This window comes from Actinomadura sp. K4S16, from assembly GCF_008327685.1.
In the GTDB taxonomy this organism is placed as follows: Bacteria; Actinomycetota; Actinomycetes; order Streptosporangiales; family Streptosporangiaceae; genus Spirillospora.
Map to the genome: position 1 here is coordinate 108,547 of NZ_BDDE01000025.1, position 12,964 is coordinate 121,510.

The window sequence follows — 12,964 nt, forward strand, 5'->3', positions numbered from 1 at the left end:
ACGACACCCGGGCGCGACGCCGCTCCCCACCCCCACCCCCCTGCGCAGCTCCGAAGGATGTTTCGTCATGCGCAAAATCCCCCCACCCCGCGGTGCCGCGTGCGGCGTCGCCCTGTGTCTGGCGCTCACCACCGCCACCGCCCTGCCCGCCCGCGCGGACGCCCCCGGCCTGCACGCCACCGGGCTGCGGACCGACGCGCTCGACGAGCCCCTCGGAATCGACGACACGGCGCCCACCCTGAGCTGGCGCCTGGAGGCCCCCGGCCGCGGCTCCCTCCAGACCGCCTACCAGGTCGTCGCGGCGACGTCCCGCGACCGGCTCGGCAGCGCCGACCTGTGGGACACCGGCAAGGTGTCCTCCGCCGCCGCGAGCGCCGTCTACCGGGGCACGGCGCTCACCTCCCGCCGCCAGGTGTGGTGGCGGGTCCGGGTCTGGGACGGCTCGGGGCGCGCGTCGGACTGGAGCACGCCCGCCCTGTTCGAGACCGGCCTGCTCGGCAAGGACGACTGGTCCGCCAAGTGGATCAGTGACGAGCGCTGGCTGAACCGGGCGCCGACCCCCGCCACCGTCCCGCTGCCCGCGGGGACCAAGGCCCGCTACCTGCGGCTGGACGTGACGAGGCTCGGCCTTCCGGTCAAGGAGGGCGGCTCGCTGCTGTCCCGGCTCCAGCTCGCCGAGATCGAGGCGCTCGACCCGTCCGGGGCGAACGTCGCGAAGGGCGCGAAGGTCACCGCCTCCGAGGTGCGCGAGTACCCCGGCAAGTGGATGCCGGAGTTCGTCACCGACGGGTCGCTCACCACGCAGAAGGCACCGTTCGGCTACACGAGCCCCGCCTATGGCACTCAGGACCCCGGCCACCACATCTGGCTCCAGCTCGACCTCGGCGCCGCCAAGGACCTCGCCTCGGTCAAGCTGTACCCGCGCACGGACCTGATGACGAGCGCCGGCAAGACGCCGAACTTCCCCGTCGACTACACCCTGCAGACCTCCGACTCGGCGGACGGCCCGTTCGCGACCGTGAAGACCGTCACCGGCCAGGAGCCGCCGCCCGCCTACCAGACGGACCTGCCCCGGCTGCCCCTGCTCGCCCGGCAGTTCTCCCTGAAGGACGAGGTCCGGTCGGCGCGGCTCTACATCACCGCGCTCGGCATCTACGACGCCACCGTCAACGGCCGCCCGGTCAGCGACGCCGTCCTGGAGCCGCCGAACACCGACTACCGCAAGCGCGCCGAGTACGCAGCCTACGACGTCACGAAGCTGCTGCGGCGCGGCGGCAACGCGATCGGCGTGCGGCTCGGCAACGGCACCTACAACGTCACCTCCACCAGCGACCGCTACACCAAGTACGTCGGGGCGCAGGGATCGCCGAAGCTGCTCGCCCAGCTGGAGGTCACGCTCGCGGACGGGACGACCGCGCGGGTCGCGACCGACTCGTCCTGGCGCACCGACCTCGGGCCGACCACGTTCACGCACTGGTACGGCGGCGAGGACGAGGACGCCCGGCTCGCGCGCGAGGGCTGGGACGAGCCGTCGGCGGACCTGGCGTCATGGCGCCCCGCCGCCGAGGCCCCCGACCCCGGCATCGCGTTGACCGCGCGCATGTCGCCCACGATCGTGCCCGTCGGCCGCCGCGGGACCGTGAAGGTCACGCAGCCGAAGAAGGGCACCTACGTCTTCGACCTCGGCGAGAACGTCGCGGGCTGGCCGCGGATCCGGGTCGGCGGCCCGCGCGGCACGGAACTGGCGCTCAAGCCGGGGGAGCGGCTCGGCGCGGACGGCCTCGTCGAGCAGGGCACGGTGATCGCGGGCGGCGCGCAGCGCCCGCCGATCGAGGACCACTACACCCTCGCCGGCGGCGGCACCGAGACCTGGCACCCCCGGTTCGTCTACCACGGCTTCCGCTACCTCCAGGTGACGGGCCTGCCGTCCGCGCCGGACCCGGACACCGTCTCCGCCGTCGTGCTGCGCGCGGGCAACGCCTCCGCCGGCTCGTTCGAGAGCTCCGACCTGCTGCTGAACGGCATCCACCGGATCATCGACCGGTCGATCCAGGGCAACATGTTCAGCATCCTCACCGACTGCCCCGACCGGGAGAAGCTCGGCTGGCTGGAGGAGACCCAGCTCGTCCAGGGGTCGGTCACCCGCAACTACGACGTCGCGGCCTACTACCCGGCGCTGCTGCGCAACATGGCCGAGGCGCAGACCGCCGACGGGCTCGTCCCCGACATCGCGCCCGAGTACGTCCAGTTCTCCGGCGGTGTCCGCGACGACCCCAACTGGGGCAGCGCCATCATCATGGCCGCCTGGCAGCACCACCGCACCTACGGCGACGCCCGCCCGCTGCGCGACTTCTACCCGAACATGCAGCGCTACCTGGACTACCTGACCTCCAAGGCGAAGGGGAACCTGCTCGACTACGGCCTCGGCGACTGGGCCGCCGTCGACAAGACCACGCCGCGCGGGATCGCCGCGACCTACGGCTACCAGCGCAGCGCCGCCGCGCTCGCCTCCGTGGCGGGGCTGCTCGGCAAGGACGACGACGCCGCGCGCTACCGCAAGCTCGCCGGCGACATCGCCGACGCGTTCAACGCCAAGTACCTGGACGAGGAGCGGCACACCTACGGGTCGGGCAGCCAGGCCGGGGACGCGTTCGCGCTCGACCTCGGCATCGTCCCGGAGGCGCAGCGGCAGGCGGTCCTCGACCACCTCGTCGCGTCCGTCAAGGGCAAGGGCTACCACGTCACCACCGGTGAGATCGCCCTGCCCGCCCTGTTCCGCGTGCTGTCGGCGGCCGGGCGCGACGACGTCATCCTCGCCGTCGCGCAGCAGGTCACCGACCCCAGCTACGGCTACCAGGTCGTGCACGGCGCGACCGCGCTCACCGAGTACTGGGACGGCCCCACCGGCTACGGTTCGCAGAACCACTTCATGCTCGGCGCGATCGACGAGTGGTTCGGCGCCGGGCTCGCCGGGATCGGCCAGGCCGGCGACTCGGTCGCCTTCGGCAATCTCGTCGTCCGGCCCGCCGTGGTCGGCGACCTGACCCGCGCCGCCTCCACCTACCGGACGCCGCGCGGCGCGGTGTCCAGCGAGTGGCGCCGCTCCGGGCACGACCTCCGCCTGGACGTGACCGTCCCGCCCGGCGCCCCCGCGCGCGTCGAGGTGCCGCTGCTCGGCGCGGCCGCCGCGACCGCCCCGGCGGGCGCCCGGTCCCTGGGCGTCCAGGACGGGCGGGCCGTGTACGAGGTCGGATCGGGCTCCTGGACGTTCAACGTCCGCACCCCCGAGGCCGTGCAACAGGACCGCACCCAGCTCGCCGTCGAACCGCCGTTCGGCGTCGACATCCCGGTGCTCGACGGGAAGACCACCGACGCCCGGTTCCGCGTCACCAACCTTGAGCGGCACACCGTCACGGTCCCGGTGAAGGCCGCCGCGTCGGACGGCTTCACCGCCGAGGCCGCGGGCCGGGTCACGATCCCCGCGGGCGGCTCCGTCCACGTCCCGGTCAAGATCGGGCATTCCGGCGGCGCGGCGGACGGCACCGTCACCCTCACCGTCGACGATGAGAGCGTTCAGGCCCCGGTCCGCGTCACCGGCAACCTCGTGCGCCTCGCCGAGATGTCGGCGTCCAGCGTCCACAGCGGCTCCTCGCCCGCGTGGACCAACGACGGCGGCACCGACTCGGGCGTCTGGCTGAACGGCGTCGGCGGCTGGAACGACGACACCGCAGGCGACTTCCCCGACACCCTCACCGCCACCTGGGACGAGCCGCAGCGCATCGGCCGCGTGAAGGTCTTCACGCTCGACGACCCCGCGCACCCGGCCGCCAAGTCCGGGATCCGGGACTTCGACGTCCAGGCGCGGGTGGACGGGGCATGGACGACCGTCGCGACCGTCGCCGGCAGCGCCGCCGGCACGGTCGAGAAGACCTTCGCCCCCGTCCCGGCGTCGGCCCTCCGGCTCCTGGTCCACGACTCCAACGACCACAACTACAGCCGCGTCATCGAACTGGAGGGCTACGCCTCATGATCCGTTCCAAGACGTTCCGCGTCGCCGCCGCGGCCGGGTTGTCGGCCGCCGTCGTGGCACTCCCCGGGACCGCGCAGGCCGCGCTGAGGGCCGGGCACGCGCCGCAGGCGCCGGCCGGGCTGACCGTGGGGGACCAGCACCGCCCGCTGAGTGTGGAAGGGGCGCCGCTGTTCGGCTGGACGCCCCGCGACCGCGACCCCGGGGAGGTGCAGAGCGCGTACGAGATCGTCGTGCGGGACGCCTCCGGCAAGGCGGTCTGGGACAGCGGGCGCGTCCGGTCGGGGAGCCAGGAGTACGTGAAGTACGCCGGGCCGGCGCTCGCGCCGGAGACGTCCTACACATGGACGGTCCGGACCTGGGACATCTCCGGAAAGCGCTCTCCGTGGGCGCGGCCCGCCGCGTTCGACACCGGGCTGTCCGACCCGGACTGGCAGGCCGCCTGGATCCGGCGCACCACCGCGGAGGCCGACGACTACACCCTCGCCCGCAAGGACTTCACGGTCGGCGCGTCGAAGGTCGTGCGGGCCCGCGTGCACATCGCGGCCGGGCAGCAGTACGCGCTGCACCTGAACGGCGAGACCGTCGACCACGGCCCCGCCTTCGAGTACGCCGACGACGGTTTCTACAAGACCGTCGACGTCACCTCGAAGGTGAAGGCCGGGCAGCCCGCCACGATCGGCGCGCTCTACCACTGGTACGGGTCGGGGCAGGGGCGGCCGAAGGGCGAGCCGGGCCTGCTCGTCCGGCTGGTCATCGACCACGCCGACGGGACGCGGCAGGTCGTCGTCACCGACGGGACGTGGAAGGTGGCGCGCGCCCCCTGGAAGAAGGCGCCCAAGCGCAACGGCGACGGCGGCGACTACGTCGAGGACATCGACGGCACCGCCGTGCAGGCCGGGTGGGACGAGCCCGGCTTCGACGCCTCCTCCTGGCAGGACCCGGTGGTCGTCGGCGTCCACCCCGCGTCCGGGTTCAAGCACCTGCACGGGCAGGAGACCGCGCTCGCGTACCAGGCCGTCCGGCCGGTGAAGGTCACGCGGCTGGACTCGGGCGCGCTGGTCGCCGACTTCGGGAAGGTGATCCCGGCCGTGCCGGTGGTGCGGTTCCGGGACGGCGTCGCCGGGCGGCACGTCGACATGCACGCCTCCTACGTCCTCAACGCCGACGGGACGGTCTCCCGCTCCAAGGACGACAACCAGGACACCGACCTCAGCTACGGCTACACCCAGCGCGACGGCGACCAGACCTTCCGGCCGCTCACCTATGTCGGGTTCCGCTACCTGGAGATCGCGCCTGGCTCGGGCGCCGAGGCGGACGACATCTCCGCCGTCCTCCAGCACAACGAGGTGACCCGCAGGGGCGACCTCCGCACGTCCGACGAGGGAGTGAACGCGGCCTACGACCTGATGGCGCGGTCGGCGCTGTACGGGTCGCAGTCGCAGTTCCTCGACACGCCCACCCGGGAGAAGGGGCAGTTCCTCGGCGACTCGGTCGACACGTCGATCGCCATGATGGGCGCGTACGGGGAGCGGCGCCTGACCCGGCAGGCGATCCGCGAGTTCATGGCGTCGCAGGCGCGGTACTGGCCGGACGGGCGCCTCAACGCCGTCTACCCGAACGGCGACGGCAAGCGCGACATCCCCGACTACACCGAGATGTTCCCCGGCTGGGTCTGGGACTACTACCAGCAGTCCGGCGACGCGTCCACGCTCGCGGAGGCGTACCCGGTGATGAGCGCGGTCGCCGGCTACGTCCGCCGCTACATCGCGGACGGGACGGGCCTGGTCACCAACCTGGAGGGCGGCTCCGGGGCCTACAAGTACGGCATCATCGACTGGCCCGCGACCATGCGGTACGGGCACGACATGGACACCGCCGCCCGCACGGTCGTCAACGTGCTCGGCGTGGACGTCCTGAACGCCACGGCCCGCGCCGCCGAGGTGCTCGGCAGGACCGGCGACGCGGAGGCGCTGCGCAAGGACGCCGGGACGCTCACCGGCAACATCAACGCCAGGCTCCGCCGCCCTGACGGCGTCTACATCGACGGCCTGAAGAGCGACGGCGTGCAGAGCACGCACGCCTCGCAGATCGCCAACGCCTACGCGCTCGCCTACGGCGTCGCCCCCGCCGCGGACCGGGCCGAGGTCGAGTCCCACATCGCCGGGCTCGGCATGCAGATGGGGCCGATGACAGCGCACCGGCTCCTGGAGGCGCTCGCGGGACGTCCGGCGGACGTCGTGGCCCGCCTGACCGACAAGGACGGGCCGGGCTGGGGCAACATCCTCGCCCGCGGCGGCACGTTCACGTGGGAGTCGTGGGACGCGCCGGAGACCGGGCAGAGCCACTCCCACCCGTGGGGCGCGACGTCGCTGGTCGAGGTGCAGCGGACCCTCCTCGGCGTCACCGCGACCGCCCCGGCCTCGGCCGCCGTCCGGATCAGGCCGCCGCTGACCGGGCTGGACCGCGCGGCCGGGACCGTCCCGCTGCAGCGCGGTGACGTCGGCGTCGCGTGGAAGCGGGCCGGCGACGGCTTCTCCCTCGACGCGGACATCCCGGTCAACGTCCGCGCCGAGATCCACGTCCCCGCCCGTTCGGCCGGCGACGTGCACGTCTCCGGGCCGGGCGGCGCCCGCTTCGTCGGCATGAAGGACGGCTACGCCGTCTTCGAGGCCGGCTCCGGGCACCTGACCTTCCGTTCGAACCACCTCTGAGGAGCCCGGTCATGACCGAACGATCGAGAAGCGGGATGAGCCGGCGGCACTTCCTCGGGGCGTCGGTGGCCGGGGTGGCGGGCACGGTCGTCCTCGGCTCCGCCGGGGGCGCCGCGTCGGCGTCCCCGGCCGCCGCGGCGGCCCGGACGCCGTCCGGGCTGCTGACCTCCCTGCTGCCCGACGGGCTCGGCGTCACCGCGGCCCGGCCGCGGCTGAGCTGGCAGGTCGCCGACCTCGGTCCGGGGACGAAGCAGACGCACTACCAGGTGCAGTTCGCCACCACGCCGGCCCGCCTGGAGCACGGCCCGCACGTCTGGGACAGCGGCAGGGCCGCGTCGTCGGCGTCCGTCGCCGTGCCGTACGGCGGCCCGGCGCTGTCGCCGCGGACGCCGTACTGGTGGCGGGTTCGGACGTTCGACGGGCCCAAGGCGTCCCGCTGGTCCGAGCCCGCGCTGCTGGCCACGGGAGTCGAGGAGTGGTCCGCCGAACCGGTCTGGACGGCGGCCGCGCAGGCGCCCGGCGACGGCGTCCTCACGGCCCGGGTGCAGATCACCTTGGTCGCGGCGAGCCTCTGGTTCCGGGCGTCCGGGACGGGCGCCAACTACCTGTGGCAGCTGCGCGCCGGATCTCCGGGCGTCCTGAAGAAGCACGTCTGCGTGAACGGCACCTACCAGGTGCTGGAGGAGAAGCGGCTGGCGTTCCCCGTCGAGACGGGCCGCTGGTACGACGTGGCGGTCGAGATGGCGGGCTCCACCTTCCGGACGTCCATCGACGGGGCGGAGGTCGACACCACCACCGACGGCACGTACCGGACGGGCACGGTCGGGATGCGCAACGGCTCCAGCGAGGCCAACGTGTGGGACCGCGTCACCTTCACCGGCGCGGACGGCAAGGCGGTCATCGACGAGGACTTCACCGACGGCCGCGGCACCTTCGGCGCCGGCACGGTCGCGGGGGGCGCCCTGACCCTCGCCAAGGGGCAGTCGACGCTGTCCTCGGCCGGGTCGCCCGACGACAGCTGGGCGCTGCTGCGCACCGAGTTCACCCCGGAGCGCAAACCGATCGCGGCCGCCGTGCTCCACGTCGCCGCCCAGTCCCCGGCGCCCAGCCGCCAGTACCCCGCCAAGATCTGGGTGAACGGCGAGGTGGCCGGCTTCGCCTCCATGCGGGGCGGGACGGGGGCGCCGAAGTACCACTCCTTCGACGTCACCGGGGCGCTGGAGCCGGGCCGGCCCAACGCGCTCGCCGCCCTCGCGTTCACCACCGAGGACAAGCGGTTCCTCGCCGAACTCGTCGTCACCTACGCCGACGGGACGTCCACCACCGTCAGGAGCGGCGCGGCATGGAAGGCGCGCCGCCAGGCCGGGATGCTGCGCGACGGCGGGACGATCGGCTCCGGCTTCTACCTGGGTCCCCAGGAGTACTGGGACATGCGGCAGGAGCCGGCCGGCTGGACGAGCCCCGGCTTCGACGACTCCGGGTGGGAGCCGCCGGTGGTGAAGCAGGCCATCGGCGGCCTGGAGCCCGCGCTCGTCGAACCGGTCGGGCTGTACGACGTCCGGCCCGCGTCCGTGCGGAAGGCGTCGTCCGGCACCTGGATCGTCGATCTCGGACGGGAGATCGCGGGCGGTCTGCGCCTGTCCCTGCGCGGCAAGGCGGGGCAGACCGTCGAGGTCCGGCTCGGCGAGGAGCTGAACGCCGACGGGACCGTCAGGCACGCGCTGCGCGCCGGCGTCACCTACCGGGAGGTCTGGACGCTCCGCGACGGCGACCAGACCATCGAGCACTGGGGCTACCGAGGTTTCCGCTACGCGCAGCTGATCTGCGACGACGACCTCGACCTCTCACAGGCCGCCACCGGGCGCGCCTGGCGGGCCGCCTGGCGCGACTCCGACGCGTCGTTCTCCAGCTCCAGCCCCGACCTCGACCGCGTGTACGAGCTGTGCCGGTACTCGATCGAGGCGACGCGCGGCGACCTCTACACGGACACGCCCACCCGCGAACGCGGCCCCTACGAGGGCGACGCGCTCGTCAACCAGGCGTCCGAGTACGCCGTGCAGCGCTCGTTCGCGCTTGCCCGCGCCTCGGACGCCTACCTGGCCCGCAACCCCACCTGGCCCACCGAGTACCGGCTGATGAGCGTCATGTCGGCCTGGCAGGACTACCTGCACACCGGTGACCCGGAGCAGCTCGCCGCGGACTACGACATCCTCGTCTCCAAGCACCTGACGCCCCACCTCGGCGAGGACGGGCTCGTCCACAAGAAGCCCGGCTCGCCCACTCAGGACCTGGTCGACTGGCCTGCGTCCAACCGGGACGGCTACGTGTTCACCGACGTCAACACGGTCGTGAACGCCTGCCAGTACGCCGCGTTCACCGCCATGGCCGACATCGCGGACGCTCTCGGCAGGACGGCCGACGCGAAGAGCTGGCGGGGACGCGCCGACACGCTGGCCAGGGCGATGCGGGAGCAGTTCCTCGACGCGTCCAACGGGCGGTTCTTCGACGGAGTGGGCACCACCCACAGCGCGCAGCACGCCACCGTCTACCCGGTCGCGCTCGGCGTGGCCGGGCCCGGCACGGTTCCCGACTCCGTCGTCCGCGCCTTGGGCGAGACCCTCGCCGACGGCGGCATGAAGGTCAGCGTCTACGGCGCGCAGTTCCTTCTGGACGCCCTGTTCGCCACCGGCCAGGCCAAGGCCGCGATCGGCCTGATGACGGCCACCGGCATGAGCTCGTGGCTGCACATGCTGGACGACCTGGGCGCGACCATCGTGGCCGAGGCCTGGGACCCGTCCCTCAAACCCAACATGACGTTCTCGCACGCCTGGGGCTCGGCGCCCGCGAACGTCATCCCGCGCCATGTCCTCGGTGTGCGGATCACCGCGCCGGGAGCGGCCGAGATCGAGGTCCGGCCGCGTCCGGGCGGGCTGACCCGCGCCTCCGGCCGGGTCCCGACGATCCGCGGCCCGGTCTCCGTCGCGCTCGACCGCGGTGACGGCTACCGCCTGGACGTGGACGTGCCGCCCGGCATGTCCGCCCGCGTCGTCGTCGAGCTCGGCGACGACGATCCGCGCGCGTTCCGCCTCACCGGACCCCACGCCCGCGCCCCCCGCTCCACCAGCCAGGACGCCACCGGCCGGCTCCTCGCCATCGGCCCGGTCGGCTCCGGCCGCAGCACAGTGATCAGGAGTTGACAGTGAACGACGAACGCATGGGCCAGGGCGTCACCCGCAGGCGCGCACTCCAGATCGGCGCCGCCGCCGCCGTGGTGGCGGGCGCCGGCCCGGTCCTCGGTGGTGAGGCGGCGGCGCAGGCCGCGCCCGGTCTCCCCGCGGCGCCGGAGGCCGGCGGGTTCGCCGGCCCAGGCGCGGCGGTGCGGCCCCGCTTCCGCTGGTGGTGGCCGGACGGCCTGGTAGATCCGGCGGAGATCCGGCGCGAGATCGACCAGATCGCGGACGCCGGGTTCGGCGGCGCGGAGATCGTCGCCGTGCACCACAGCATCCGCGACAAGTCCGTCCTGGACCCGGCGGGGCACGGCTGGGGCACCCCGGCCTGGAACGCCGGCGTCGAGGCCGCGCTCGACCAGGCCGCCCGGCGCGGCGTGACCGTCGACCTGACGATCGGCCCGGCCTGGCCCGCGGCCGTCCCGACGATCACGCCGGACGACGAGGCCGCCGTCCAGGAACTCGCGTACGGGACGGTGACCGTCGCGGGCGGCGCCACCCATGACGGCCCGGTCCCCGAGCCGGTCGCCCCGCCCGGGAGCGGCGTGACCAGGCGCCACCTCGTCGCCGTCCACGCCGTCCGGCTCGACGCCGCGAACAACACCCGCAAGGAGACCGGCCTCGACCCCGCGTCGTTCACCGACCTGACCTCGAAGGCCGCGGGGGAGCGGATCACCTGGACGGCCCCCGGGGGCGGCGACTGGCTGCTGTTCTCCTACTGGCGGCGCGGCAGCGGGCAGCGGCCGGAGTCCGGCCCGCACTCGTCCCCGGACAGCTGCGTCGTCGACCACTTCAGCCGCGCCGGGACCCGGGCCGTCACCGCGTTCTGGGAGGCGCGCCTGCTCACCCGCGACATCCGCAAACTGATCAAGCGGGCGGGCGCGACGCTGTTCGAGGACTCGATCGAGCTGGAGACGGCGGCGCTCAACTGGACGCCCGACCTCCCGGCCGAGTTCCGGCGGCGCCGCGGCTACGACCTGATGCCGTACCTGCCGGTGATCGTCCGGCTCAAGGAGAACACCAAGTTCGCCTACGACGCGGCGACGACCGCCCACGTCCGGCACGACTTCTGGCAGACGGTCTCCGACCTGTTCAACGAGTTCCATTTCGCGGCGCTCGCGAAGTGGGCGCACTCGATCGGGCTGGAGTACCGCGCGCAGCCGTACGGGCTGGAGACCGACGCCATCTACACCGCCGCGATCCTGGACGTCCCGGAGGGCGAGTCGCTCGGGTTCAAGAACCTGGACGACTACCGCGCGCTCGCCGGAGGCCGCGACATGGGCGGACGCAAGGTCCTCTCCTGCGAGGCGGGCGCCTACCAGGGCGGCGCCTACAACACCACCTGGGGCAAGTTCCTCCGCACCATGGGCGGCGCCTATGCGGCCGGTCTCAACCAGACCGTCTTGCACGGCTTCTCCTACGCCACCGCGCCTGGGGCGGCGTGGCCGGGCTTCGCCGCGTTCACCCCCTACAACGGCGGCATCGGATTCTCCGAGTCGTGGGGGCCGCGCCAGCCGACATGGCGGCACGTCCCCGACGTGGCCGCCTACCTGTCGCGCATCCACCTGGCCATGCAGGCGGGCAAGAGCCGCATCGACGTGGCCGTCTTCCGCCAGAAGGGCTACACCAAGACCGGCATCGGCGCCGGGTGGTTCACCAAGTTCGGCGTCCCGCTGGGCTGGACGCACCAGCTCATCAGCGCGCCGCTGCTCGACCTCCCGTCCGCGACCGTGTCCGGCGGGCGGCTCGCCCCCGACGGCCCGGCCTACAAGGTCGTGTTCGTCGAGGGCGACCGTTTCGGCGGCAACGAGTGCACGCTGCCGCTCGCCACGGCCCGCACCATGCTGAAGCTGACGAAGGCGGGGCTGCCGCTGCTGTTCCTCGGCGACTGGTCGGCCGCGACCGTGCCGGGCCTGGACCGCGACGGCGAGAACGAGCAACTGCGCGCCGTCCTCAAGCAGCTGTTCGCGCAGCCGCGCGTCCGAGTCGTCGCCACGGAGGCCGACGTGCCCGGGGCGCTCGCCGACCTCGGGCTGCGCCCGACGGTCTCCTACGCGGAGGCGTCGACGCTCCTCACCGGCCACCGGCGGGACGGCCGCGCCGACTACTTCTACCTGTGCAACGGCAAGCACGCCGAGACCGTCAAGCCGCCGGTCGCCGCGATCGACCACGAGGTCACGTTCACCCGGTCCGACCGCAAGGCCGTCCCGTACCGGCTGAACCTGTGGACGGGCGAGACCGAGCGGATCGCCGTCTACCGCGAGGACGGCGACACGATCACGCTTCGGGTGGCGCTGCAGCCCTCCGAGGCCACCGTGATCATCCTGGCGCGCGGCGGCGAGGCCCCGTCCGCGACCGCGTCGCAGGCCGAGCTCCGCGTCGACCGGCAGCGCCTGATCGCCCGCGCGAAGGCCGCCGGCGGCTACTCCACGACGCTGCCCGACGGCCGCACCGTGCAGACGGAGATCGGCGCGGTGCCCGAGGCGCGGACCCTCACGTCCTGGCGGCTCCAGGTGGAGGACATGACGCCGGACGGCGTGAAGCGGCACGACCTTGAGCTCGACGGCCTCAAGGCGTGGCCGGACATCCCCGAGCTCGCGGACGTCTCCGGCATCGGCACCTACACCACCACCGTGGACTGGACGGGCGGCGGCGCGCTGCTGGAGCTCGGCGAGGTCTTCGACACCTGCCGCGTCACCGTCAACGGCCACCGGCTCCCGGTCAGCGTGATCGTCCCGGTCGTGGACATCGGCCCCTGGCTGCGGCGCGGCGCGAACACGATCGAGGTCGAGGTCGCCACCACGCTGAACAACCGGCTCCGCGTCTCCGACCCGGGCGTCTACGGGAACGCGTCGCGCCAGCGGTACGGGCTGGTCGGGCCCGTCCGGCTCGTCCCCTACGGCGAGGCGGTGGTCCCCACCCGCTGAACCCCGGACGTGCGGGAGGGCGTTGGCCCCGCCCTCCCGCACGGTGGACCCCTCATCCCAAGCCCTCTT

4 protein-coding genes are annotated in these 12,964 nt (G+C 73.5%); all 4 read left to right on the forward strand.

Annotation, left to right across the window (positions count from 1 at the left end):
• The first annotated feature begins 67 nt into the window (after positions 1-67).
• The 4 genes from K4S16_RS37430 to K4S16_RS37445 are packed head-to-tail and all read left to right on the forward strand — an operon-like array spanning position 68 to position 12,895.
• A complete protein-coding gene (locus tag K4S16_RS37430; protein WP_149263824.1) occupies positions 68-4,030 on the forward strand; it encodes a family 78 glycoside hydrolase catalytic domain in 3,963 nt (1,320 codons plus the stop codon).
• Complete coding sequence (locus tag K4S16_RS37435; protein ID WP_160161159.1) at positions 4,027-6,741, forward strand: family 78 glycoside hydrolase catalytic domain; 2,715 nt, start codon at positions 4,027-4,029, stop codon at positions 6,739-6,741. The genes K4S16_RS37430 and K4S16_RS37435 overlap by 4 nt, the downstream gene beginning before the upstream one ends.
• Before the next feature lie 11 nt (positions 6,742-6,752).
• Positions 6,753-9,938, forward strand: coding sequence for a family 78 glycoside hydrolase catalytic domain (locus K4S16_RS37440; RefSeq protein ID WP_235037327.1), 3,186 nt, complete (start codon positions 6,753-6,755; stop codon positions 9,936-9,938).
• Positions 9,939-9,940: 2 nt separating this feature from the next.
• Complete coding sequence (locus tag K4S16_RS37445; RefSeq protein WP_200842335.1) at positions 9,941-12,895, forward strand: glycosyl hydrolase; 2,955 nt, start codon at positions 9,941-9,943, stop codon at positions 12,893-12,895.
• The last annotated feature ends 69 nt before the right edge of the window (positions 12,896-12,964 follow it).